We start from the raw sequence: 24,808 nt of genomic DNA, 5'->3' as shown, positions 1-24,808 counted from the left end.
TACCATGGGTGAGCGGCTGCGACGCGCGGAACCGGGCGGTATCCTTAACCCCCGGCGGCCTCGAGCCGGCGCCGGACCGGGGTCCGATCCGCGACCGCCGCGAGACGCACCGCTACGGTCCGTCCGACGCCATCGACCCGGCCGCTCCACACGATGCGGTCGGCCTGCAGCAGGACGCCGAAGCGCGGCGAGATCCGGCCGCCCCTGCCGCCCTCGCCGCCCCGTTCGATGCGCACGTCCCCAGGCTCGAAGACGAGCGTGAGGACGGTCTCGTCGCCCCGGCGAACGGCCACCTCGCGCCCCGCGCGCGCCGCAACGAGGCCGGGCGCCAGCTGGAAGCCGATTTCCGCGTCGCGGCCTTCGGCGGCGCCAAGCAGCCGGTCGATGATGCTGAAGCCGGTATCGGTGCCAACCAGACTGCGCTGGTGCAGCACGCCGAAGCGCCGGCGATAGCCGTCATGGCTGGCGGTGAGGCTCCAGGGCTCGCCCCGCTCCTCATGGACGAGCCGGGCCCTCGCCTTGTGTGACCAGTTGAAGGCGCCCGCGATGATGCTCTGGTCGGCGCCCGCGACGGCGAGCGTATTGTGCGCGGCGGTGCCGCGGAACCAGTCCCGCCAAGCCCCGCCCGAATGGTACAGGTAGGTACCGGGATCCACGAGCACGGGCTGGCCGTCGACCGCGAGCGTGATCGACAAGGCATCGGCATGGCCATGGGCGGCGATCGACAGGTAGCCGAGCGGCGCGTGGTCGAACACGAGGCCGATCCGGCGGCCCGCGACCTGGCGGTTGACCACCGAATAGCCGCCCGAGGCGAACAGCCGCTGGCCTTGCGGCGCCCGGGCGGGCGTGACGCTGCGGCCGAGCAGCAGCCCGCGGAAATCCGGCGCGACGGCCGTCGGAGCGCCCTGCCCGGCATAGACCGAGATCGCATTGGCGACCGAGCCGGGATAGGCGGGCTCGACCTCGCCCAGCGTCAGCACCCGGCCGTCGTCGTCGTCGCCGATGGCGGGCACGGTGCCGTCGTCGAGCTGGATCCAGCCGATGAAGCGGGCGAACGCATCGAGCCGCTCGCCGACCAGCGCCGGGAACGGTTCGCCGCCGCCGCGCGCCACGCTGGCGCAGAGCAGGACGAACTCGGCGGTGAAGGCGCCATAGGTCGGGGACTGTTCGGCCGGCACGCCGTCGGCGAGGATCTGCCGGGCCGTTTCATCGCCCAGCTGGCGGCGTGCGAGCGTCGCCATCGTCCGGGCGAACGGCAGGCCGGGCATGGCCAGCCCGATCAGAAATTCGCCGGCCAGTTCGGCGACGCGGTGATTGTTGGCCGACGAGAAGCGCGACGGATAGCGGCGGAGCCACAAGGCGCTGGCATGCAGGATGCTCCCGACCTGGGTACGGCAGGCGGCGGACAGGCGATCGCCGACCAGCGTCACCACGACGAGCAGCGAGATCGCGCGCAGCGCGAGCTCGATGCCGGAGTTCCAGCCGAGCCCGCGAAACGGCGGATTGGCGGCATGCCAGCTGGCGATGGCCGCTTCGATCGCGGCAAGGCTGCGGCCATCGTTGGCGAGCAGCGCATGCGCGGCGAGCGGCTGCAGGAACTGCAGCCGATTGGCCTCCCATACATACTTCACGTCGCCGAGCGCCCGCTCGTGCCGGTACGGGATGTCGAAGCAATAGCGCTCGGCCCCCGGCCACAGCCCGCCGGTCACCGGGTCGAGGCGCCAGAACTCGGGCGGAAACAGGTCATCGGGCTGCCGTGGCGGCCAGTCGACGCCAAGCGCTTCGAACCGGCCGGCAAGCACGCCTTCGGCGGCCTGCCGCACCTGCTCGCGGTCACCGGCCGTTGCGGCGGCAAGGACACGCTGGCACAAGCCGGGCAGCGGCTTCACCTCGGCGCCGGGATAGCGCGCCCAGCCCTCGAGACGGTTGCGCGCGACGACCTTGCCGAGCTTTTCGCCCACGCGGTGGGCCAGCTCGGCCGGGCTCATGGCCTGCAGCCGCTTGAGATACCAACCCAGCGACATCGCCTATTTCCCCTTCAGCGCCCGCCTATAGGCGGCGACCAGCGGCCGCACCTGGTGCGTCCAGGCGAAGCGCGCCTCCACCCGCTCGCGGCCGATGCGGCCCATGCGGGCGCGCCGCGCCGGGTCGGCGAGCAGCGCCGTGATCTGGACCGCCATGTCGAGCGGATCGTTGGGCCGCGCATAGAGCGAGGCGTCGCCGGCGGAATAGCGCCCCTCGGTGACGTCGAACTGCACGACCGGTTTGCCGAACGCCATGTATTCCAGGATCTTGTTCATCGTGGACTTGTCGTTCATCGGGTTGACGCGATCGGGGTTCACGCACACGTCGGCGGTCGACAGCATCTCGAACAGGTCGGCATCGCTGATCCGGCCGGGCATGGTCACGTAGTCGGCGATGCCAAGCTCCCGGACCTGCGCGCGGAGCTGCTCGAGTTCCGGACCGCTGCCCGCGATGCAGAACTGGATGTCGTCGCGGCCCTGCCGCACGACGATGTGGTGCACCGACTGCAGCAGCAGGTCGACGCCCTCCTGCGCCCCCATCACCCCGACATAGCCGACGAGGTGGCGACGCCCGTTCTTCCAGCGAGCGTTCGGCGCGACCGGCTTGATCTTGTTGAGGTCGGGCCCGCTGCGCACGACGAACACGTCGCCGGACGGCATGCCGCCGCGCTCCATCGCGATCTGGCGGTAGCTCTGGTTGGTGGCGATCGATACGTCCGCAAGCGCGAACGTGATGCGCTCGAACAGTACCATCAGGTGCCAGAAGAAGTCGCGGCGGCCGAACTTGGCTTCGTAGAGCTCGGGATTGATGTCGTGGTGATCGAACACGAAGCGCTTGCCGAACGGCTTGAACAGCAGCGCGACGAGGAAGATCAGGTCGGGCGGGTTGCAGGCGTGGATAACGTCGAAGCCGCGCTCGCGCAGCACCTTGAAGGCCAGCAGCGTCTCCCAGAACAGGGCCGCGCTGTACTCCTTGAGGTAGCCGAGCGGCCCGTTGCCCTCGGCCGGCAGCGGATGGCGATAGACGTGGACGCCGTCGATCTGCTCGTAGCGCCTGGTGAAGCCCTTGGCGATCGGGCAGATGACGCTGACCTGCGCCCCGGCCCCGGCCAGCGTCGTCGCCTCGAGCCAGACGCGCCGGTCGAACGGCACCGGCAGGTTCTCGACGATGATCAGCACCTTCCTGCCTGCAAGCGGGGCATCGACCAGCGCTTCGCTGGTCCGCCCGGGCGCGAGCAGCAGTTCGGACTCGAGCGATCCTTCCGCGACGAGGCTCATGCGATGGTGCTCACGTCAACGACGTTGTCGCTGCGCAGCGCAATGCCGCGCTGCAGGCCATTGGCCGCGATTACGAGGTCGAACGCGCCGGTCTCGGCCTCGTCCCGATCGATCAGCAGCTCGCCGATCTTGGGCAGCTGCGAATAGGCATAGCCGAGGTTCTGGCCGACCAGCTTTCTGGCATCGAGTGCCGAGTCGTAGATCGACACGTCGAACCCGGCGGTGATCAGGCGGCGCGCCATGTCGACGTTCGGGCTCTCGCGCAGGTCGTCGGTGTTGGCCTTGAAGGCCAGCCCGAGCATCAGCACCCGGGCGCCGGGCCGCAGCTGCCGCACGATCTGGTCGAACTGGTAGTGCTTGTGCGCTTCGTTGGTCTTGAGGATGGCGTCGAGCAGGTGGGTGTTGGCGCCGATGTCGTTGGAGATGTGCTGCAGCGCCCGCACGTCCTTGGGCAGGCACGAGCCGCCGAAGGCCCCGCCCGGCCGGGTATAGTAGGCCGAGAGGTTGAGCTTGGTGTCGGAGACGAAGATCTCGTGCACCTTGGTGGCGCTGATGTCGAGCTGCTGGCAGATGCGGCCGATCTCGTTGGCGAAGGCGATCTTGACCGCGTGCCAGGAGTTGTCGACGAACTTGGTCAGCTCGGACTCGCGATAGCCGACATGGAAGGTCTGCGCCTGCAGGCCCTCGTGCATGCGGTCCATGGTCGGGGACGGCCGGCCGTCGACGGTGCCGATGACGATCTTGGGCGGGTTGAAGAAATCGGCGATGGCCGAGGACTCGCGCAGGAATTCCGGGTTGTAGACCAGCTCGATCAGGTCGCCGAAGTTCTCGCCCAGGATGGAGCGGAAGATCGGGGCGATCAGCCCGTCCACGGTGCCCGGCCGGATGGTCGAGCGGTAGGCGACGGTGAGGCGGCTCTGGCGGTCGCGCCGCACCCCGGTGGCGATCTGGCGGGTGACTTCGGCGATGTGGCTGAGGTTGTGCGAACCGTCCAGCGCGCTCGGCGTGCCGACGCAGACCAGAGCCAGGTCGGCATCGTCGAGCAGGCCATCGACGATGGTCGAGCCCTGCAGCAAACCGTTGTCGCGCGCTTCGGCGAGGAGGTCGTCCAGCCCCGGCTCGAGCACCGGCGGGATGCCCGCCTCGAAGTCGCGGACCTTGGTCTCGCTGACATCGATGCCGATGATGTGGTGTCCCTGGCTGGCCAGGCACCCTGCAGTTGTACTTCCGACGTAACCAAGCCCAAAGACTGCAATTTTCATCGAAAGCACCGCCACGCTATAGAACTCGTTAACTGCGGTTTAACCGAACGGGGCGGGGCGGTGCATCCCGAACCATCAGTTAATCCTAATGCGTAAACTTGTATCTATTTGACCTGCGACTTAACCAAAAAAACCCATTCCACCAGCCGTAAGCGGACTGCGGTGTATAAGCGGGCCGACCGGCCACTTTTGGAAAACGGGAAGTTAACGCCATGTCCGAGGTCACCGACGGCCCCATCGCCGGGACCAGCCGCTCCGGCGCCCGCGCCTTCGCCCAGCTCGACAGCGATATCGGCCGTGCCCGTGACGCGGTGCTGGCCCGGCTGCACAGCGTCGCACGACCGGCCCAAGGCAGGTTCACACCCCCGGCCGCCGTCCCGCTGCCGGTGGAGGAGGTCCCCGAGGCGGCGCCGGTGGCGACCGTGACGCTCAACAGGATCGGCGACTTCCTCGAACTCGACCTCGGCCGGCTGTTCACCTGGCTGGGCCGCGGCACCAGGCTCGCGCTGGCGCTTGCCGTCGCCGGCGCCATTGCCGGGGCTGCCTATGGCGTGTTCGGGCCCCCGAAATACACCGTCTCGACCGACATCATGATCGACCCGGCCAACCTGCAGGTGGTGTCGGACGACCTGTTCCAGCAGCCCGGCCAGGCCGATTCCGCGCTGCTCAACGCCGGCTCGAAGCTGCGCGTGCTCACCTCCGGAAATGTGCTGACGCGCGTCGTCGACGACCTGAACCTCGTCGCCGACGAGGAATTCTACGACCCGACCCCAGGGTTCTCGCTGTCGTCGCTGCTGCCGTTCGGCGCCCGCGAGAAGGCCGAGCCCAACCCGCGCCTTGCCGCCCTCGCGGCATTGAGCAAGAAGGTGTCGACCGTGGCCGACGAGAAGAGCTTCGTGGCCACCCTCGTCGTCTCCACCGAGACCCCGCAGAAATCGGTGCGCATCGCCGACGCGATCGTCGCCGCGTTCCAGGAGGAGCTGGCGACCGCCGAGTCGGCCGGCGCCGCGAGGACGGCGGAAGCGCTGAACCAGCGGCTCGACGAGCTGAAGGCCGCCGTCAAGGACGCCGAGGAGAAGGTCGAAGCCTACAAGCGCGACCACAACCTCACCTCGAGCTCGGGTGAGCTGACCAGCAGCCAGACGCTGACCCAGCTCAATACCCAGGTGGTGGAAGCGCAGTCCCGGGTGATCGCCGCGCAGTCCAGCTACGACGAACTGGTGGCGGCGGGCGCCAATGCCTCGACCGGTGACACCCAGGCGTCGGCCGCCCTCGCCGCCGTCCGCTCGCGCATCTCCGACCTGCGCTCGCAGCTCGACAGCCAGTCGATGGTCTATGGCCCGCGCCACCCGACCATCGCCAAGCTCAATGCCGAACTGGCCGTGGCGCAGGGCGAACTCGGAGCCGAGATCGGCCGCATCGTCTCGGCCGCCCGGGTGACGCTCGATGAAGCCAGGTCGGGCCTTGCCGCCCTGACGGCCAGGGTCGAGGACCTCAAGGGCAACGTGTTCTCGGACAACGAGGCGCTGGTGGCGCTGCGTGAACTCGAACGCGACGCGACCAGCAAGACAACGATCTACGAGGCCTTCCTCAGCCGGGCCAAGCAGGTGGCGGAGCGCGAGCAGATCGACACCACCAATGTGCGCGTCATCTCCCCCGCCGTGCCGCCGACCGACCGCTCGTCGCCGCCCAAGACGGTGATCCTGCTCATCGCCGGCGCCGTGGGCGGGTTCATCTTCGGCATGGTGATCGCCGTGCTGCTGGGCATCTGGCGCGACCTGCGCAACAAGCCGCAGCGCCGCGCCGCCACGGCTCCGCTCGCCGCCTGATCCTCATGCGCGGCAAACGGATCGTCTTCCACGTCCCCAGCCTCAGGGGCGGCGGCGCCGAGCGGGTCTGGGTGCTGATGGCCAACGAGCTGGCGGCGCGCGGCCACGCGGTGACGCTGTTCGTGTGGAACGGCGAAGGCCCCAACGCCAGGCTTCGCTCCGACGCCGTGCACCTTGTCGACCTCGGCATGCCGGTCTCGGAGGGCGGGCGCTTCGGCAAGCCGCGCACCATCCGCGGGCTGCTGCGCAGCATCGGCCTCTATCGGCGGCTTAAGCCCGACGCGGTGTTCAGCGCGCCCGAATTCGCCAACCTCGTCACCGCGCTGGCGCTCGCGCTGTCGTTCAGCCGGGCGAGGTTCTTCCCGAGCTTTCACGCCGCTGCCAATCACCGCACCGACGACCTCGGCTCGCGCCTTGCCGGCCTGCTGACCGCGATCGTCGCGGCGCGCGCGACGAAGGCAATCGCGGTTTCAGCCGGCGTCGGTCGCGACCTCGTCGCGCACGGCATGCCGGCCGGCAAGGTGGCGGTGATCCACAATCCCCTGCCCCCGATATCAACGCAGCCGCCGCGCACCTACCCCTGGCAGCCGGCGCTCGATGCGATGGGTGCAGGCCCGGTGATCGTCACCGCCGGCCGCATGACCGAGGTCAAGGACCAGTCGACCCTGCTCAAGGCCTTTGCGCGCCTTGTCGCCATGCGCCCGGCCCGGCTCGTGATCTTCGGCGAGGGGCCGCTGCTCGAGCCGCTGAAGGCCGAGGCGGAAGCGCTCGGCCTGGCCGACCGCGTGCTGTTTCCCGGCTACGTCACCGACCCGGCCGAATGCTACGCGGCAGCCGACCTGTTCGTGCTGAGCTCGATCACCGAGGGTTTCGGCAACGTGCTGATCGAGGCGATGGCGGCCGGGGTGCCGGTGGTCTCGACCGACGCGCCGCATGGCCCGCGCGAGATCCTCGAGGACGGCCGCTTCGGCCCGCTCGTGCCGATCGGCGATGCAGCGGCACTGGCCGAAGCGATGGGCAAGGTGCTGGACGCTCCCTTGCCGCCCGACGTGCTGAAGGCCCGCGCCGCGGCGTTCGAGCTGCCGGTGGTGGGAGACGCCTACGAGGCGCTTCTGGGCTGACCTGGATGAGGATTGAGCGGCACTTCCCCTCACCCCAACCCTCTCCCCGGCGGGGAGAGGGACAGGGTGAGGGGAAGTGCCTGACTGCTGGGACCTCAGGCGATCCCGAGCCTGAGCTTGACCTTGCCGGCGAGGGCCCGCGTCTCGTGCGGGTGGACCAGCGCGTTGAGGCCGAGGAAGACCAGCCCGCCGGCCATGCCGCCGGCCGCGAGCCGGAACAGCGGCCAGGCTTCGCCGAGGAGCGCGCTGGCGATAAAGGCGGCAATACCCGTGGCGACCGCGATACCGACCGACGCCGCGAGGTCGCGCCAGGCCATCGGGATCGGCGTCAGCCACTGGGCGATGGCGACGGCGGCAGCGAGGCTGGCGAGCGCGCCACCGGCCAGCGCCAGCGCCGCGCCCACTTCGGCGAGCGGCGGGATGGCGAGGATCGACAGCACGATGGTGACCGCCGAGCCCGGCAGGGCCGTGAGGATGAGCAGCCACGGCCGCTTGTGCGCGTGGATCATGTTCTGGAACACGAAAGCCGCGAAATTGCCCGCGATCACCGCGAGCGCGATCAGCGGGAACAATTGCCCGACCGGCCCGTGATAGTCGGCCGGCAGCAGCAGGTCGGCAATATCGGTGCTGAGCGCGATCAGCAGGGCCGCCACGGGGAAGCTCAACCGCGCCAGCAGCGCCATCTGCCGGGACAGGAAGGCGGCGGCGGCGGCCGGTCCGTCGCGGTCGAAGCGGCTCACCATCTCGGGGAAGCCACCCATGTTGATGGCATTGGCGATGGTATCGATCGGCTGCCGCGCCAGCGCGTAGGCGGCGGCGAACACGGCCACGGCGCCGGCGTCGTAGTAGAGCTTGAGCAGCACGCGCTCGGCGCTGTTGAGCCCGAAGCCGACGACCGCGAGCGCGATCAGCGGGATGCCGAGCGCGAACAGCTCGCCATGGCTGAAGCGCGCCGGCCCGTCGATTGTGCGCGCCAGAACCAGCCGCAGCGCGGCGAGCCCGGCCAGCAGCGTTGCCGCCGACGCGGCCAGCGAGACGACGAGGAAGCTGTCCTTGACCACAAGGATGGCGGCGACCGGCAGGATCAGCTGCAGCACGGCCCGCCCGAACTCGAGCATGGCGTAGGTTCGATGCCGCTGCTGCATCTGCAGCACGGTGAGCGCCAGCCGGCTGACCGCCCCGACGACGAGATAGGTCGAGACCGCGATGGAGAAATCGGTCCAGCGCTCGGGCGCCACGACCCCCGAAGCGAGGACCGAAACCGCGATGCCGACGAGCGTCGTCACCACCAGCACGCGCCCGGCCAGCATCAGGCTGCCGCGGCTGACCTCGTCCTTGCCGCCCAGCCTGAGCAGCGCGATGCGCAGCCAGTTGGTGACGGCGGAATCGGTGAGCTCGCCGACTGTCACCACGAGGGTCAGCAGGCCGTACTCGGTCTGGTCGATCAGCCGCGTGGCGACGACCAGCAGCAGCAGCGCCGAGAGCCGGGTGAACAGGATCGCCGGGGCGTAGATGAGAGTAGATCTGAGGAGCACCGGAGCGTTTCCGCACATGCCGCATGGACGTCGCGGCACGGCTTACGCCCGCACGGGGTCCGGGGATAGTTAATCAGCCGTGTAAGGTGAATAGCAGCAATTGTATCCAAGTTTGCGCATATAAACCTTCTTTGCAGGGTCCGCTTCTGCGTTTTGGCCGCGCGATCTATGACCATCGTCATGTTGCAGCGCCTGATCGACCCGACCACCATGCACGTTCTCGTCGCCACCCCCGGAACCGACCAGGGCGGCATCGACCGCGTCATGGCCTCGCTGCGCAGCCAGCTCGCGCTCGATGCCGACGAGCGCCTCCATGTCCGCTTCGCCGCGACCCGCGGCCCCGGGCACATCGCGACCTCGCCCTTCTACCTCGGCGCCTTCCTCGCAAGGATGACGGCGCTGAAGGCCGCCGGCCGGCTTGACGTGGTGCATATCAACCTCGCCAGTGTCGGCAGCACCTATCGCAAGCTGGTCATCGCCGCGTGCTGCCGCGCCCTCGGCATTCCCTATGTGATCCACCTGCATGGCGCCGACTATCGCGAGTTCTGGCAAGGCGCATCTGTCGGGCTGTCGCGCCGCATGCGCGCCATGTTTGCCGGCGCCGCCCGCATCATCGTGCTCGGGCGCGTGTGGGCCGAGTTCGTCGCCGGCCAGGCGCCGGAGGCGGCCGACCGGATCGTCGTGCTGCCCAATGCCAGCGCCCGTCCGGCCCTGCCGCATCGCGGCGGTGGCGACAAGGTGCACATCCTGTTCCTCGGCCGCATCGGCGAGCGCAAGGGCGTGCCGCAACTGGGCGAGGCGCTGAAGCGCATGGAGCACCTGCCGGGCTGGCGCGCCACCATTGCCGGCGACGGCGAGGTCGAGGCAGCCCGCCTGAAGACTGCGGAATATGGCCTCGCCGACCGCGTCGACCTGCCCGGCTGGGTCGGCCCCGAAGGCGTGGCCGAGCTGATCGCGACCGCCGATATCCTCGTGCTGCCGAGCTTTGCGGAGAACCTGCCGGTTTCCGTGATCGAGGGCATGGCGGCCGGGCTCGCCGTGGTCGCAACGCCGGTCGGCGCGGTCGAGGACATCGTCACCGACGGCGAGACCGGCCTGCTGGTGCCGCCCGGCGATGTCGATGCCCTGACCGACGCGCTGACGCGGACGGTGACCGACGCCGCGCTACGCCACCGCCTCGGCGAGGCGGCCCGGCGCTTCCATCGCCAGCGCCTCGACCTCGAGCCCTATGCGAAAGCAATGCAGGACGTGTGGGTCGGCGCCACTCGTTAATATTACGGTAACCTTTTGTTTCCCAGTTCCGTTGCCCCGGGCTACTACCGACCCTGACGCAACAAGTGACTGGCCGCGTTGGGATATTGCAGATGACCTTGGACGCCACCACCACGATCGATCCGGCCGCCGCCGCGAAAGCCACCGGCGCGGAACCGGCAATCCGCCTGCGCGCCACCACCGGCAAGGCGGAATGGGACGCACTGATCGCGGCCAGCCCGACCCCGCACCTGGTGCAGGGTTTCGCCTATGGCGAGGGCAAGGCGGCCAAGGGGTGGACGCCGAAGCGCGTCGTGTTCAGCCGCGGCACCACCGCGGTCGCCTTCGCGACCATCCTCGAACTGCGCCGCTTCGGCATCCGGCTCGGCAGCCGCGTCAATCGCGGGCCGGTCTTCCTCGAGCCGGCGCCGTCCGACGCGACGATCGTCGGCGTCTATCGCGCCCTGCGCCGTTGGCGCGGCCCGCTGCTGGTGGCCACCGCCCTGCCGATGAGCGCGGCTAGCGACGCCCTGCTGCGCCGCGCCGGATTCCGCATGCAGCGCCGCCTGTCCTGGCGCTCGGGACGGATCGATGTCTCCGGCAGCGAGGAATCGATCTGGGCGAGCTTCAGTTCCGCCTTCCGCAACCGCTACCGCAAGGCCGAGGCCGCCGGTGCCACGCTGCGCATCGCCAGCGATGACGCCAGCTTCGAATGGATGCTGGAGCGCCATGCCGAGAACATGGCGGAGAAGAGCTTCCGGGCGGTCGATGCCGACCTGCTCCGCGCCATGCGCGCCGCCAGCCCGGAGGACATGCTGGTGTTCCAGCTGCTCCATGGCGGCAAGCCGGTTGCCGGAATGAGCGTCGCGCGCTTCGGCACGCACGCCGAATACCACATCGGCTGGTTCGGGCCCGATGGCCGCAAGGTCAATGCCGGCAACTTCCTGATGTGGAACATCATGCGCGAGATGCGCCGTCGCGGCGTCCGGACCTTCGATGTCGGCGGGATGAAGGAAGGCGACGGCTACACCCAGTTCAAGCGCACGATGAACGCCGTCGAGTACGAGCTCGCCGGCGAGTGGATGAGTTTCTTCTAGGGGGACCGACATGAGCCTGATGGATGTTGCCCGCGGCGCCTATGTCCGCAGCCCCGCCCTGCTACGCCGCTCGCTGGCGCCGGTCCTGTCGCTGGTGCCGACCAGCGCCAAGTATGGTTCGACCTATCGCCTGTGGCGCCAGCGCATCGAGCGGGCCAAGACCGACCTCGCCTTTGCCAACAACGAGCACCTGGCCGCGCTGCGCGCGCTCCTTGCCAAGGCGCATGCCGGCAGCCCGTTCTACCGCGAACTGATCGATCGCGCGCTCGGCACCGGCTTTGACCTGTCTAGGCTCGAGCTCGACGATCTGCTGGCGCTGCCGGTGCTGCGCAAGGAGCAGCTGCAGGCCGCCGGCGACAACGTGCTCGCCGTGCCCCGCTCGCAGGTGGACCGCGGCGACACCAGCGGCTCGAACGGCGAGAAGCCGTTCTCGTTCTACCTCGACAAGGATCGCAGCGTCCGCGAGATCGCCTTCATCAGCGACACCTGGACGCGCTGCGGCTTCACCGAGACCGACGCCAAGGTCGTGCTGCGCGGCGTCGGCATCGACAACCAGGGCAAGATCCTGCACCAATACGACCCGGCCATGCGCGAGCTGCGCGTCTCCGCCTTCCCGCTGCTGCGCGAGCACGTCGCCCTCTATGTCGACCTGATCGACAAGCACCAGGTCCGCTACATCTATGGCTACCCCTCGGCGATCGAGGTGATGGGCCGGCACATGATCGAGCTGCGCCGCCGGCCGCGGCTGCCGATCCTGGGGGTCATGCCGATCTCCGAGCCGCTCTACCCGCACCAGCGCCGCACCATCGAGGCCGCCTTCGGCGATGCGAAGATCGCGCATTTCTATGGCCTGAGCGAGAAGGCGGCGTTCGCCGAGGAACTGTCGGGCGAGCCCGATGTCTATGCCTTCAACCCGCTCTATGGCCTCGCCGAACTGGTCGACGAGGACGGCCAGCGGATCACCACGCCGGGTGTCGAGGGACGCCTCGTCAGCACCGGGTTCCTCTCGACCGGCATGCCGTTCATCCGCTACGACACCGAGGATCGCGCCACGCTCGTGGAGCTGCCCGGCGACGCCAACGGCCAGCGCCTCAAGGTTCGCGACCTGGCGCCGCGCAGGAAGCCCGGCTTCCTGATCACCGCCGACGGCAACCGTCTGGTGACGGTCGACTTCACCCCGGAGAGCCCGCGCTTCTTCAAGGGCGTCGACGAGTACCAGTTCTACCAGGACACGCCCGGCAGGAGCACGATCCGCTACATCCCCTCACCCGACGGCACGCACCAGGACGCGCTCAACATCGCGCGCGACCTTGAGATCCGGGCCCAGGGCCGGATCGCGTTCGACGTCGAGCGGGTCGCGACCCTCGGCTCCGGCCGCTCGGGCAAGCGCGCCTTCATCGACCAGCGGCTCGATATTTCGCGCTACTGAGCAAGGCCGAGGGCGGCGAGCATGGAGCGGTCGGGCACTGCGGGCCCCAGCGGCTCGATGACGCTCATCCCCCAGGGGTTGGCGTATTCCCAGATCGACCAGGCGATGCCATGGCGCTCGGCTTCGCTCCGCACCGCGGCGATGTAGCGGTCGCGATCGGCCCGGAACGCCCCCATCGTGCCGTCCGGCGGCATCAGCATGGCGCCGAACTCGCCCATGAACAGCCGTCCGGCCGGAATGTCGTGGGCCCGGGCCCAGTCGACGGCCGCGCCGATGCGCGCCTCGAGCTGGCTTTGGCCCCAGCCTTCGGCAAAGTACTTCGCGATCGGGTCGCGCACCGCATCGAGGTTGCGCGCCTGCTGTCCGGCATCGAGCCCCGCCGCATCCATATGCGCCCGCAGCGCCGCGACCACTGCCTCGGGCGAGCTGGCGCTCGCCGGCCACGGCAGGCCGGACGCGAAGTCGTGCCCCTCGGACGGCCGCTGGTGCGTGAACAGGTGCGGCTCGTACATGTGGAAGCTGTAGAGGATATTGGGATCGTCGAACGCGGGCCGGAGGTCGGTGAGGCCGGTGACGCTGCCGCCGCACGCCCCGGTGGCGACAAGCGTCAACTTGGTGCTGACGGCGCGGATGGCCGCGACGCTCGCCGCCATGAACTGCTGCCAGTCGTCGGGTCCCGACGCGTCGCACGGATAGTGCTGCGGCTCGTTGAAGGGCTCGAAGGCGGCACGATCGGCGAACGGCGCCAGCATGCGCGCCACCTCGGCGGTCATCGCCACATAGGCCCTTGCCTCGTCCGTGTCGGCCGGGGCGTTGATGTAGTTCGTGCCGTATTGCGGAACCTGGTCGACCGAGTGGAGGTTGAACACCACCTTGAGCCCGGCATCGGTCACGCGCCGCACCGCGGCCGACAGCACTGAAAGCGCCTCCTGGCGCCGCTCGCCCTCGGTGGCGAGCAGCGGGCCGGGATCGACGGTGAGCCGCACGAAATCGAACCCCAGCGCCCTGATGGCGGCGACCGGGTCGCCGGCAGGCCAGTCCGACGCCGGCCGGTAGCGCGTCAGCCATTCGGCTTCCGTGCCGTAGGGCGGCCAGCGATAGCTGCCGTCGGCCGCCAGCGGCGCCCAGTTCAGCCACTCGTGCACCCCCACTCCGCGATGCAGCTCGAGCGGCGCCGCCCCGGCAGCGGCACAGGACATGAGGGCAACAAGCGACAGCAGCAGGCGACGCATCGGCGGTAATCTCCGTTTCGCCGCCGAGGCTAGTCGCGCACCACCAACGCCGGGTTTCGCACCCGCCGAAAATCGACGGGATTGGTGTATCAGGCGTCAACCGCGACAGCGCCGCGCGCCATGCCCGGCTCGGCCACCCGGCTCTCGCCCCCCGGCCGGGCGGCAACGGCCGCCAGCCAGGCCATCCAGGCAAGGCTGAACACCCAGCCCGCGACGATCAGCGCCGATTGTGCCGCGGTGAACCCCTCGGTGCCCGCGATCCATCCCTGCCCGAGGTAGGCCAGCCCCGAGAGGCCGGCCAGCCAGGCGATCGGCCGCGGCAGCGACGAACCGAACACGGTGGCCGCAACCAGCAGCAGGGTCAGGCCGAAGGCGAAGTCCTCGTAGCTGCGCATGCCCCACTCCAGCCAGCGCACCGCCTCGGCACTGGCGAACCGCGCCGGCTCCTCGAGCACGGAGGCAGCGCTCCAGGCGTCGACCGCCTGCTTGAGGGCGACACCATCCACGGCCTGCAACGCGGCATAAAGGGTCAGCGTCACCCCCGCCATGGCGAGGCCGATCCGCGCCACGACCCGCGCCTGTTGGCCCGGCGCCGTGAACAGGGCGACAAGGCCGGCAACCAGCAGCGCCATGGCGGCGAACTGGCCGAGATGGACGGCCGACCAGATCGCGTTCTGCGCGTAGGTGGCAAAGATCGCGTGATGATCATTGGCATCGCCGCCGGCATGGAACTGCGTCATGGCGATGTAGAGCAACTGGCCGGCGAGCAGCAGCCAGGCGGCGCTCCTCAGGGTCCGAGGCCGGGCGGCCTCGGCAACGACAGTGGTCATTTCAGTCTCCATTTGGCTCGTCGGAGCCGAGGGTGTCGAGGAAGGCGGCCAGGGCAGTCAGCTCTTCGGCCGTGAGGTTGATCCGCGTCAGTTCCGAATGCCCGACCGTCGCGGCCGGGGCGGCGTTGTAGTGGGCGAGGACGTCGGCGATGCTGGCCAGCTGGCCGGCATGCATGAACGGCGCGCGGCCGCTGACGCCGCGCAGCGACGGTGTCTTGAACGCCCCGCGCAGTTCCTCGCCCTCGGCCTTGATGAAGGCCAGCTCCATGCACTGCTCGGGCCTGGCATCGCTGAACGGGCCGAGGCAGTTGAACGGATCGGCCTGCACCTTGGCGGCCCCTGCCATCCGGCCGAGGTCGTCGGGTGTCGCCGGAACGCCGATATTGTGGAAGCTGTTGTCGGTGAACAGCGGCCCATTGTGGCAGTCGAGGCACTTGCCCTTGCCCATGAACAGCCCGAGGCCGGCCGTCTCTTCGGCCGACAGCAGCGCCGAAGCCTCGCCCCGGCCGATCGCATCGGCGTAGGCATCGAAGCGCGTGCCGCCGGGCAGGATGGTCCGCTCGAACGCGGCGATCGCCTTGCCGACATTGGCGAAGACGCGATCGACCGGCTGCGCCTCGACGGGCGCGCCGAACACGGCGGCATAGTCCGCTGCGTAGTGCTCGACCACCACCCGCACGACCGAGGCGCGGTCGCTGCCGTGCTCCAGCGGATTCTCGAGCGGCCCCAGCGCCTGGGCCCACTGGCTGTCGGCGCGGCCGTCCCAGAACATCCAGGGGCTGTAGGCGGTGCCGGCGATCGGCATGGTGCGGCGGTTGCCGGTGCCGACGCCGTGCCCGACGGCGAGGCCGTCCTGGAACTGCTTGTCCGGATCGTGGCAGGTGGCGCAGGCCACCTTGCCGTTGGCGCTGAGCCTCGTGTCGGCGAACAGCCGCTTGCCGAGCGCCGCGGCCGCCGGATCGTCGGCGACCGCATTGGAGGGATCGGCCGGCATTGGCGGCAGCGCGGCCAGCGACAGCGAGGCGATGCGCTGGCGCTGTTCCGCGTTCCACCCGCCGGCCTGACCGCCGGCGCTGACCACCTGCGCGAGGGCGAAGATTGCGACCAGCGCCGCGGCGCTGGCCATGCCGACGATCTTGCGCATGGTCAGAGCGCGATGTTGAAGGTGGCGGTGTCGTCGCCGGCGGCACCATCGACATGCACCTTCAGCTCCCACCAGCCGGGCATGTTGAAGCGCACGCCGCCGATGATGGCGCGGCCTTCGGCATCCTTGCCCATCACCTTGGGCACGGTAGGCAGGCCGTGGCCGTGCTGCGGCATGCCGCCGTCGAATGCGACCGTGGCATCGACCGGCGCGCCATCCGGCGTCGTGACCGCCACGGTCCAGGCGTGCAGCTGGCCGACCGGAACGGGATCGACCGCCGGCGCGATGCTGACCGCATAGAGGCCGTGGTCGGAGGCGTGCGACAGCGAATCGTCGAGGTCGGCGGGCGCCTGCATCGAGGCGAAGGCATAGCCGCCGGCTGCAACGACGATGGCGGCGACGGGCAGCGGCCAGAATTTGACGAGGTTCATTTGAGCGTCCTGTTTCGAGCAAGGGTGAATGGCGCTCGAAATAGTCGGCTCCGGCCGGGGAGACTTGAACGTAACGGCTGATCTTCAGGCGATCTGCCGGCTGTCCTGCACGGTGCGGTCGATGCGGAGGGACGACGGGAACAGCCCGTACATGCGCCGGCAGGTCCGGGTCAGGTGCGCCGAGTCGGCAAAGCCGGTGGCGTAGGCGGCCTCGGTCCAGGAGGTTCCGCCAAACCCCATCTCGAGCGCGCGGTTGAGCCGCGTCCACAGCACATAGGGCCGGAAAGCAATGCCGGTCTCGGCCACGAACAGGTGCCGGAAGCGCCCGTCGCTGAGGCCCGCCACGGCGGCGACATCGCCGAGGCTGAGCGGCTCGTCGACATGGCGGGCGATCCAGTCGATGGCCTTGAGAATGCGCGGATCGGTCGGCCGCTGCGGCCGCTCGGTGCCAGCGAGGCGGGCGAGCAAGGCCATGGCGGTGTCGCCGAGGTCGTCGTCGTCGGCCCCGTGGTCGAAGGCTGCGGCGAGGTCTCGCGCATGGGTGTGGAGGGGCACGATGGCATCGCCCGCGAAGCGCTCGAGCAGCGCCCGGCCCAGGGCCGTCTCCGGTTCGAACAGGATGTTGGCGACCCGTTGCCCGGGCGCGCGGAACGCGTGCGGGGTCCCCGGCCGCACCAGCGCGCCCCCGGGATAGGCCGTCCACTCGGTCTTGCCGCCGGAGCGGAACTCCACCGGCCCGCTGAACCCGACCGCGACCTGGATGGCATGGTGAGCGTGCGGGTCGATGGCATCGACGGCAAGGCCGATCCACAGATTGCCTCCGCCCCAGAAGACCACCCGTCCGATGCCGCTCACTTTCATGAGCGGCATCGTAATGGGCTGCCCGGGCCGTGGCTAGCGGCGGCGCTCCGATTTCAACGGCGCCGCGCCGCCATCAGGTCGATCCGCGAAATTCCCAGATCCTCGAGCTGCCGCTCGTTGAGCAGGGCAAGCTCGAGGCTGGTCCGCCTCTGCCGGCGGGTGTTGGCGATACCGGTGATGATGCGTCCGATCAGCATGTGGGGTCTCCGTTGCGATGGCCGGGGACCTACCAGCGGGCGGGCGCAGGCACTTGAACGAAGCGGCTGAGCGCGTGCCTGCCCCGCGGTTCATTCCACCGGGACGATCAGCCCGGGGTCGCCGCCGACGATGCAGCCATGGCAGATTGCGCGGAAGCCTTTTCCCGGGTCGACCACGCGCCGTCGCGCCACTCGCGCACCGTCACCGCAATCCGGTCGTCGTCGATGTCGATCAGGTTGTAGGCGTTCGTGTCGCCCCGCAGCCGCGTTGAAATGGTCGAGGAGGCCTGTGCGACCAGAATGGGAGCGCGCGCCGATTCCCGCAGCCCCTTCGGCGCGTCGTGCCGCACGGCATGACGCCCGCCGTCGTGCTGGCGCACGTAGGACAGGTGGAAGTGGCCGGACAGGACCAGCCGCACGCCAAGCCGGGAGAACAGTTCGAGGGCCCGGTCCGCCCTGCGCACGAGGCGCATGGGCTTGAGCACGTCGCCCTCCGGCTGCATCAGCGGGTGGTGCGCGACCACGATGCGCAGCGCCGCCGGCGAGGTGGTCGAGAAGCGCCGTTCGAGCCGCGCCAGCTGTCCCCGGCTCAGCGACCCATGGGCCCAGTTCAGCTCGGCCCGCACGCGCCGGGAGGTTCGCAGCCCGGCGATCACCACGTCCCCCAGGTCCAGCGTCGGTTCCAGGTCGGCGGCGATGTAGCGGCGATACAGTCCGTACGGGTCGAGAAAGCGCCTGAGCAGGTTGCGCGCCGGCACGTCATGGTTGCCCGGGACCGCGAACAGGGGAGCGGGAAGCGTGTCCAGAAAGCCGCGTGCGACCTGGAACTCCCGCTCCGTGCCCAGTTGGGTGAAATCCCCGCTGACGACGACGAGGTCAGGCGCCTGCGCTGTCAGATCGGCGGCGAGGCCAGCCGCCAGGCGTTCATCGTGATGGCCGAAATGCAGGTCGGAGAGGTGACAGATCCGCATGCTAGACGCCCTCGGCGGCCGCCGCAGCCTCGGGCACCTCGGCGACGGCAGGGGGTGGCGCCAGCACGGTGAGCGCCAGCGGCCGCACCTGGAACCGCAGGGGCGTAGTGAGAAACTCGACCTCGCCGTCGACCATCGCCCGCAGCCGCCTCTGGCGTGTCCGCATCACCACCGCGCGAACGTTCTCCACCTCGACCACGTCATCGGCCTTCCAGGTGCCGACGAGCATGCGGAGCGCCAGCCGCAGCGCGTCGCCAAGGCTCAGGTGGCGGATGAGGTAGAGGCTGAGCGTACCGGCATCGAGGCGCGAGCGCGAGAAGATCTTGCCGGGACCCTCATCGTAGTCGTTGTTGGCGACGGCGATCGACTGCACCCGCTCGATGTGTGGATGCTCGCCGCCATTGGAGATCTCCACCGCGAAGCGGCGGAGCCGCGACAGCCGCCGGATTGCATGACTGAGGAAGGCCAGCGTCGCCCCGAGCGCCGTCTCGCCGCGGATCTGCTCGCGCATCGCCGCAATCCCGGGAACCGCTCCTATCACCACCTTGTGCAGGAATATCCGGGCGTTGACCTCCCCGACGTCAATCTGGCGCGGCGTCATCAGCGGCAGCTGGGAGAACCAGTCGTCGAGCGACAGCGGCAACCCCAGGTCGCGGCCGAGGAGGTTGGCCGTGCCGAGCGGCAGCACGGCGAGCGCCCTGCCGGTTTCCACGGCCACCTGCGCCAGCGCTGTCGCCGTCCCATCGCCACCCGCCGCGACGAGCACCGCGGCGGGGCTGGTTCGCGCGGTCTGCAGGCGCTGCGCAAAGGGCCGCGAGGTGTCGGCATCGATGCTGACGGTGTATCCGCTATCGAGGAAGCGCTGCACGATCTGTTCCGGTCGCACCCCCGTCTTGAGCGCGGCGCCGGAACTGGCATTGAGCAGGATGTGGTGGGAGATGCTGGTCATGGGCGACGCCTTTCCGGCCCGAGTAACGGACACCGGGACCATTTGGTTCGCCGCTCCCCTCCGAAAGTGGCTGGAGGCTCGGCCGCAGCCCGCGGCGAACCGGACCGTCCGGGCAGGCTTTCCAGCACCGGTTCACCCCCGGAACCTTTCCACCCTCAGCGAGTTTTTGGTCCGTTCCAGGGGGGCCCGGCATGAAAATTCTGGTCGTAGACGATGAACCACTCATTCGGCTTGGACTGGCATTCGAGGTTGGCGAATGGGGCTACGAGGTGCTGGAGGCTGCCGACGCCGACCGGGCGATTGCCCTGCTCGAGCAGCACCCGGACATTCGACTGGTGATCACCGACGTCGACATGCCCGGTTCGATGGATGGCATCAGGCTGGCCCACTTCGTCAGGAGGCGGTGGCCCCCGATCGCACTGATCGTCATCTCGGGGAAACTGACCGACGCCGAGCCGCAGTTGCCGGCAGGCTCCCTCTTCTTCGAGAAGCCCTATCCCGAACTGCAACTTCGACAGGCGCTGGCAGAACTTACGGCCTGAGGAGCAAATGAGCGTCACTACACAAGCAGGTGTGCTATCGCACCAACAGGGCAAGCGTCTGCGTCGCCGATGGGAGGCCGCCGACACCGTCGTGGCGTCCAGCGTCGTCCTGGTGGCCGGGATCGTCGCGGTCTTCGTCTTCCTCTGCTTCCAGGGCTACGACACCAGGATCGAGCAGACCAGGAGCCGGGCCGAACGGGCCGCCGGAGTTGTCGCCGAAGGTTCGCGATGGGTCGTGTCCGCAACGCTGGCCGCGCTCCAGGGCACGGCGACGCAGCTGGCCGATGGCGTCGCACCGCAGACGGTGCAAGCCGGCTTCGATCGCGCCGCGGCCAGCCTGCCGGTCAAGCCCAGCCTTCACATCTACAGCGCCAGCGGCGACCTGATCCCGTCAGGTTCCGCAGCTCAGGAGCCTGCCGCACCGACGGTCTCGGGCGCCGACTACTTCGAAGCGATCCGCAGCGGCCGCATCGTCAGCATCGGCTACCAGGAAGGCGCGGGAGAATCCGCCAGCTTCTCGGTGGCGCAGCGCGTCGAACGGAATGGCAGCTTCGCAGGTGCCGTCGTCGCGACGCTCCCCGCCAGCATACTGTCGCAGTTCGCCCTGTCCCAGGACCTCGGCCCCGGTTCCACGGTCAGCGTCATCCGCGCCGACGGCTGGATCATCGCCCGGGAGCCACCGCTCGCCAAGCCGCTCAACCTCGCCGGCACCGCGGCCATGGACTCGCTGGCGGTCGGGCAGGCAGGGTCGTATGTTTCGCCGGGGTCGCCGGCCGACGGCGTGGCGCGGGTCGTTGGCTTCCGGCATGTCGATGGCCTGGGCTACATTGCCGTCGCCTCGATCAGCAGGGCCACCGCGCTGGCGGGCCTGTGGTATTCGATCTGGGTCGTCTCGCTGCTGCTTGCCCCCGTCGCCCTGGCCCTGTTGATCGGGTCGCTGCTGACCGCGCGGGTGTTGCGGCGGGCCCAGGCCAGCAGCCGATCGCTCGCCGAGGCGCTGGATCGAAACGAGCAGCTGTTCCGCGAGATCCACCACCGGGTGAAGAACAACCTCCAGTCCGTGAATGCGCTGCTCCAGATGCATGCCATTCCGCGCGAGGTGCGGGCGGAGCTGGGCCGGCGTATCTTCGCGATGTCGGCCGTGCACGAGCACATCTACCGCAGCGGCGACTTTTCCGACGTGCGCGTGAAGGACTACCTGCACACGCTGATCGCCAAGGTGCGGGCCGGGGCAAACCCGGATATCGAAGTCGTCGAGGAGATCGAGGACGTGGTCGTGGACAAGGATGCGGCCGGGCCCCTGGGGCTGATCCTCAACGAGGTCCTGTCCAATTGCTTCAAGCACGCCTTCCCCGTCGGGCGGGCCGGGACGGTGAAGGTGTCGCTGGCGCGCGCCGGCGACGGCCTTGTGCGGCTCTCGGTGGAGGACAACGGCGTCGGCTTCGATCCCGCGGCGCCCGGAACCGGCATAGGGCGCAAGCTCGTCGCAGGCTTTGCCCAGCAGCTGGGGGGCGAGGTGTCGACCGTCTCCGCGAGCGGCTCCACCTTCACCCTCGTCTTTCCGGGAAAGTGAGCCGGCGACCCAGCCGAAGCGCCCGACTTCGTAGGTCAGGCGTCCATGCGGAATCGCAGGGCGTCGTCGCGGATGTCGATCTCCTGCCCCGACAGATCGGCCCCGGCTCAATGGATGACAAGGGACTATTTGCAGCGCCGACGCCGATCGGGGGCGGACCTCACGCACCGATGGACAATTGCTGGACGGCGATCGCGCTGGGCCAGGGCCCAGCGCGACACCCGACGACGTCAGGCCGGCTGGTGAGCGCAGGCCGCGTCGTATTGCGAGACGCTTGCCGAATTATGGGAGTTCTGCAGCTGCTGGCCGGCATAGACCGTGCCCGCCTTGCCATCCGGGTTGAACGCCGAACCCGGGGCCGAGGCGGAATTGCCCGGCGTGTTGGGCGCCGAGGCGCTGCCGCAGCTCTGGTTGGGCTGGCCGGTGGCATGGTTGGGCCCGGTGCTCGCCGCCTGCAATCCGCTTGCGCCGAGCGCGATGGCCGAAACCGTCAATCCTAACGTCAGGAGCTTCAACATCACGGACTCCTGTCCTGATTGGGCGCTATGGCGCCTAATCCACAACGCGAATCCGATCCGCTGTGTTCCGGCCTGGCGGGGAATCCGCGCCTCGCCGAAGGACATCATGGAACTCGACGGGGATCGCGCCCATCGACGTATGCTGCAACGGGTATTCCTTGGGATGCTCAGTCATTGGCACACTCAGCCGGCGTCCGGCGCGCGCAGCGCGCCCAGCAGTCGTCGCGCAAGCCCCGCCATGGCCAGCACCCACGCTGCGAGCGCGACGAAGACCAGGACCTCGGGGATCAGGTTGAGGAAGCCGTAGCCCATGGCTCGGTCGAACTGGTAGGTGCTGGTGGTGTACATCCCGAGCGGAAAGACCATGCCCCAGACCGCCGGCTCGTAGGTGAAGCAGTCGCGCATCCAGACATAGCGCCACAGCATCAGCAGCAGCAGGAACGGGATCCACCAGCTCGCCACCGCCCAGAAGAAGAACGTGAACCCCCTGAGGAACGGGAGGAGCGGAGCGAGCAACGGCCAGGTTTCGCCACGCAGGATCAACACCGAGCCGGCCAGCGCCGTGATCGCTACCGCGCCCATGTTGATCCAGTACGGAGGACTGAAGTCCTCCCGGCTCATCGGCACGAAGGTAAGGCGATAAAAGATCAGCGGGATGATCGCCAGATACAGCATGCAGCCGATCAGGAACATCGCGATCACCTGGAACTGGATCGCGTCCGGGGGCGGCGCGCCCGTGTCGATCACGCCGCGCAACACCACCACCGACTGCGTCGAGACGGCGGCGATCAGCCATGCGCCGTTGATGCCGCGCTTGAGCGTGGGTTTTCGCGCACGCACGGTCACCGCAGTGAAGAACGTGTACATGATCGCAAACCACAGGATCAGCCCGACCCACCACAGCGCCGTGCCGACGCCCGTGGCGCCGATCACCACCACGTTCTGCGTGCCCAGGACGCAGGTGCCCGCCACGATGGTGAAGAAGCCGGGCGCCCGCTGGTGGTCCGAGAGGTCGCGCATCAGCTCGGCGCGGAACCTGAGGGCGCGGACGATGGTCAGCACCGAGAGCACCGGCCACGCCACCCAGTTGATGCCGACGAGCGCCAGCGCGACCGGGCGCAACCCCATGAAATGGCAGGCAATCGACACCACGCCGGTGGCCATGACCAGCGCGAAATAGCCCGGAAACAGCGATACGGCGCCATCGAGGGTCACGGCCGCCAGGCGCGCGAGGAGACGGCGCGGCATGAGGACTCGTCGGACCCGGCTATCCCCGCGCATATCTGAGCACCAGCTCAACCTGGAGCGAGAACAGGACCAAGCCGGCGTTGAGCGCCCAGGTGACGGTCAGCCATCTGGCGAGCACGCCCCAATAGGAATCGGACTTGACCGCTGCGCGCCCGATCGCGACGACGATCCAGACCGTGTACGCCGCCGAAAACAGGATCAGCGCCTGCTGGACGTCGAGTCGCCCCTGGTACATGGCGACCGCATAGAGGACGGCAATGACGAGGCTCAGTCCGACGCCATAGCCCCAGAACACGGTGGACAGCGGCGCCTCGCCGCGCCACGCCCGTCGCTCCGGAGCGAACAGCAGGAGCAGGGCATCTCCGATCCAACTCATCCCGCCCCCTGTTCCACGCCGGTGGTGTCCATGCGACTGAACTATGCCGCCCGGGCGTCGGGCAGGCCGAGGGCGCGTCGCATCGGATGGGTGGGGACCGTCAGGTCGTCGAGCGTGTACTTGTCGAGCACGGCCAGGTAGGCGCCGAGGGCCTCGCCGAGCACACCCTTCAGCCGGCAGGCCGGCAGCAGGGTGCACGAGCTGCGCCCCGCCTCGAAGCACTCGACCAGGCGGAAGTCGTCCTCGGTCACCCTGATGACTTCGCCGACGCGAATCTCGGTTGCCGGGCGCTGCAGCCTGAGCCCGCCCCCGTTGCCACGAGCCGAAGCGACGAAGCCATGCTTCACCAGCCCCTGCGTCACCTTCATCAGGTGGTTGCGCGAAACGCCGTAGCGCTCCGCCACCTCCTGGATGGTCGCAAGCCCGTCGGCCTTGACCGCGAGATACATCAGGAGCCGTAGCGAAAGGTCGGTGAAGTGGGTGAGCCGCATTGTCGCATCCAAACAGGCATCAATCATATTGCTTTGAGCAGGGATCGGCAATACGCCTTCAAAGAAGCACAGTTCATGCATCTTTGGAGGTCGATCATGGAAACGCTGACTCATCGGGGGGCCGAAGCCATCGCCAGGGCCGTGCCCGTCGGCTCGCTCACGCATTCGCTGACCAACTGGCCGGAGCGGGAACTGGCCGCGACATTGCATCCGCAGCTGTTCACGATGTTCGCTGGCGTGTACGGGGCCATGCTGCTCGCGCTGTGGCTGCTCTTTTGCACCGACATCAACGCCGCAATCGCGCTCGGCGTGAGCACGGGCTACTTCGCCATGTACTTCGGCCTGCCGTTCGTCATGCTCCGCCTGGCCAACAAGGACCGGCAACAGCCAGGGCCGGGCTCGCTCGGCAACTTCCTCGCCGGCGACGTCGAGACCTATACCGGCCCCGTGAGCGGCTGGGGCGCCGTCGCCCAGCTGCTGACCATCCCCGTCGCACTGACCGCTGCGTTCATCGCCATCGGCATCATCAGCCGACTGGCCACGTAGCCCCCAGCCCCGAAGCCGCCCGCTGTCTCCGCAGATATTCGTGCCGCTGACACCGCCCCGCGCAGCGCGTGGC

24 protein-coding genes are annotated in these 24,808 nt (G+C 68.9%); 8 read left to right on the top strand and 16 right to left on the bottom strand.

The genetic code is table 11. The features are described from left to right. Positions 1-44 precede the first annotated feature (44 nt). From J0I99_RS07090 to J0I99_RS07080, 3 genes are read right to left on the bottom strand one after another with little or no spacing between them, the layout of a single operon-like run. On the bottom strand, positions 45-2,024 hold the full coding sequence (locus J0I99_RS07090; RefSeq protein WP_291396837.1) for a heparinase II/III-family protein: 1,980 nt from the start codon (positions 2,022-2,024) through the stop codon (positions 45-47). Positions 2,025-2,027: 3 nt separating this feature from the next. Then, positions 2,028-3,302 (bottom strand): glycosyltransferase family 4 protein, encoded by a 1,275-nt coding sequence (locus J0I99_RS07085; protein ID WP_291396835.1) that lies wholly within the window; start codon positions 3,300-3,302, stop codon positions 2,028-2,030. Next, positions 3,299-4,564, bottom strand: coding sequence for a nucleotide sugar dehydrogenase (locus J0I99_RS07080; RefSeq protein WP_291396833.1), 1,266 nt, complete (start codon positions 4,562-4,564; stop codon positions 3,299-3,301). Before J0I99_RS07080 ends, J0I99_RS07085 begins: the two co-directional genes overlap by 4 nt. A 212-nt stretch (positions 4,565-4,776) precedes the next feature. Between J0I99_RS07080 and J0I99_RS07075 the strand changes: the two genes are divergently transcribed. Then, the gene (locus J0I99_RS07075) at positions 4,777-6,393 is read left to right on the top strand and encodes a GumC family protein (RefSeq protein WP_291396831.1); all 1,617 of its coding nucleotides are present in this window, start codon (positions 4,777-4,779) and stop codon (positions 6,391-6,393) included. Positions 6,394-6,398: 5 nt separating this feature from the next. After that, positions 6,399-7,514 (top strand): glycosyltransferase, encoded by a 1,116-nt coding sequence (locus J0I99_RS07070; RefSeq protein ID WP_291396830.1) that lies wholly within the window; start codon positions 6,399-6,401, stop codon positions 7,512-7,514. A gap of 95 nt (positions 7,515-7,609) precedes the next feature. Here the strand turns inward: J0I99_RS07070 and J0I99_RS07065 are convergent, their stop codons facing one another. Next, on the bottom strand, positions 7,610-9,049 hold the full coding sequence (locus J0I99_RS07065) for a lipopolysaccharide biosynthesis protein (RefSeq protein WP_291396828.1): 1,440 nt from the start codon (positions 9,047-9,049) through the stop codon (positions 7,610-7,612). 168 nt (positions 9,050-9,217) lie between these two features. Between J0I99_RS07065 and J0I99_RS07060 the strand changes: the two genes are divergently transcribed. From J0I99_RS07060 to J0I99_RS07050, 3 genes are all read left to right on the top strand, one after another. Then, entirely contained in the window at positions 9,218-10,321 is a 1,104-nt protein-coding gene (locus J0I99_RS07060; protein ID WP_291396826.1) for a glycosyltransferase family 4 protein, read from the top strand. A 92-nt stretch (positions 10,322-10,413) separates the two neighbouring features. Continuing rightward, entirely contained in the window at positions 10,414-11,397 is a 984-nt protein-coding gene (locus tag J0I99_RS07055) for a GNAT family N-acetyltransferase (RefSeq protein ID WP_291396824.1), read from the top strand. A 10-nt stretch (positions 11,398-11,407) separates the two neighbouring features. Further along, positions 11,408-12,826: a hypothetical protein gene (locus tag J0I99_RS07050; RefSeq protein WP_291396822.1), complete on the top strand. Its 1,419-nt coding sequence runs from the start codon at positions 11,408-11,410 to the stop codon at positions 12,824-12,826. Here the strand turns inward: J0I99_RS07050 and J0I99_RS07045 are convergent. The 8 genes from J0I99_RS07045 to J0I99_RS07010 form a co-directional block, all read right to left on the bottom strand. Then, positions 12,820-14,058 carry a cellulase family glycosylhydrolase gene (locus J0I99_RS07045; RefSeq protein WP_291396820.1) on the bottom strand — a complete coding sequence of 413 codons (1,239 nt, stop codon included), beginning with the start codon at positions 14,056-14,058 and terminating at the stop codon, positions 12,820-12,822. The genes J0I99_RS07050 and J0I99_RS07045 overlap by 7 nt on opposite strands. Before the next feature lie 89 nt (positions 14,059-14,147). Further along, entirely contained in the window at positions 14,148-14,888 is a 741-nt protein-coding gene (locus tag J0I99_RS07040) for a hypothetical protein (protein ID WP_291396818.1), read from the bottom strand. Position 14,889: 1 nt separating this feature from the next. Beyond that, complete coding sequence (locus tag J0I99_RS07035) at positions 14,890-16,032, bottom strand: cytochrome c peroxidase (RefSeq protein WP_291396817.1); 1,143 nt, start codon at positions 16,030-16,032, stop codon at positions 14,890-14,892. 2 nt (positions 16,033-16,034) lie between these two features. Beyond that, complete coding sequence (locus tag J0I99_RS07030) at positions 16,035-16,463, bottom strand: FixH family protein (protein ID WP_291396815.1); 429 nt, start codon at positions 16,461-16,463, stop codon at positions 16,035-16,037. A gap of 84 nt (positions 16,464-16,547) precedes the next feature. Beyond that, positions 16,548-17,333 (bottom strand): AraC family transcriptional regulator, encoded by a 786-nt coding sequence (locus J0I99_RS07025; protein ID WP_291396813.1) that lies wholly within the window; start codon positions 17,331-17,333, stop codon positions 16,548-16,550. Positions 17,334-17,377: 44 nt separating this feature from the next. After that, the gene (locus tag J0I99_RS07020) at positions 17,378-17,521 is read right to left on the bottom strand and encodes a DUF1127 domain-containing protein (protein WP_291391931.1); all 144 of its coding nucleotides are present in this window, start codon (positions 17,519-17,521) and stop codon (positions 17,378-17,380) included. A gap of 107 nt (positions 17,522-17,628) precedes the next feature. After that, complete coding sequence (locus J0I99_RS07015) at positions 17,629-18,492, bottom strand: metallophosphoesterase (RefSeq protein ID WP_291396812.1); 864 nt, start codon at positions 18,490-18,492, stop codon at positions 17,629-17,631. Position 18,493: 1 nt separating this feature from the next. Further along, positions 18,494-19,441 (bottom strand): diacylglycerol kinase family protein, encoded by a 948-nt coding sequence (locus tag J0I99_RS07010; RefSeq protein WP_291396810.1) that lies wholly within the window; start codon positions 19,439-19,441, stop codon positions 18,494-18,496. Between the two features lie 191 nt (positions 19,442-19,632). Between J0I99_RS07010 and J0I99_RS07005 the strand changes: the two genes are divergently transcribed. Both J0I99_RS07005 and J0I99_RS07000 read left to right on the top strand, forming a co-directional pair. Then, positions 19,633-19,983, top strand: a complete 351-nt coding sequence (locus tag J0I99_RS07005; RefSeq protein WP_291396809.1) for a response regulator — start codon at positions 19,633-19,635, stop codon at positions 19,981-19,983. Positions 19,984-19,990: 7 nt separating this feature from the next. Continuing rightward, complete coding sequence (locus J0I99_RS07000; RefSeq protein ID WP_291396807.1) at positions 19,991-21,556, top strand: histidine kinase dimerization/phosphoacceptor domain -containing protein; 1,566 nt, start codon at positions 19,991-19,993, stop codon at positions 21,554-21,556. Between the two features lie 230 nt (positions 21,557-21,786). Here J0I99_RS07000 and J0I99_RS06995 read toward each other — a convergent pair whose 3' ends face one another. The 4 genes from J0I99_RS06995 to J0I99_RS06980 all read right to left on the bottom strand — a co-directional run bounded on the left by J0I99_RS06995 (position 21,787) and on the right by J0I99_RS06980 (position 24,189). After that, positions 21,787-22,074, bottom strand: coding sequence for an adenylate cyclase (locus J0I99_RS06995; RefSeq protein WP_291396805.1), 288 nt, complete (start codon positions 22,072-22,074; stop codon positions 21,787-21,789). Between the two features lie 183 nt (positions 22,075-22,257). Further along, positions 22,258-23,322 (bottom strand): tellurite resistance/C4-dicarboxylate transporter family protein, encoded by a 1,065-nt coding sequence (locus J0I99_RS06990; RefSeq protein WP_291396803.1) that lies wholly within the window; start codon positions 23,320-23,322, stop codon positions 22,258-22,260. A 19-nt stretch (positions 23,323-23,341) separates the two neighbouring features. Next, complete coding sequence (locus J0I99_RS06985) at positions 23,342-23,698, bottom strand: hypothetical protein (protein ID WP_291396801.1); 357 nt, start codon at positions 23,696-23,698, stop codon at positions 23,342-23,344. Between the two features lie 41 nt (positions 23,699-23,739). Further along, positions 23,740-24,189 carry an Rrf2 family transcriptional regulator gene (locus tag J0I99_RS06980; RefSeq protein WP_291392643.1) on the bottom strand — a complete coding sequence of 150 codons (450 nt, stop codon included), beginning with the start codon at positions 24,187-24,189 and terminating at the stop codon, positions 23,740-23,742. Between the two features lie 96 nt (positions 24,190-24,285). Between J0I99_RS06980 and J0I99_RS06975 the strand changes: the two genes are divergently transcribed. Continuing rightward, complete coding sequence (locus J0I99_RS06975) at positions 24,286-24,735, top strand: hypothetical protein (protein WP_291396800.1); 450 nt, start codon at positions 24,286-24,288, stop codon at positions 24,733-24,735. Positions 24,736-24,808 lie beyond the last annotated feature (73 nt).

The sequence above is a fragment of the Devosia sp. genome, assembly GCF_017307495.1.
Lineage (GTDB): Bacteria > Pseudomonadota > Alphaproteobacteria > Rhizobiales > Devosiaceae > Devosia_A.
Note: the sequence above shows the minus strand (reverse complement) of the source record. Positions and strands in the feature narration are given on the sequence as shown.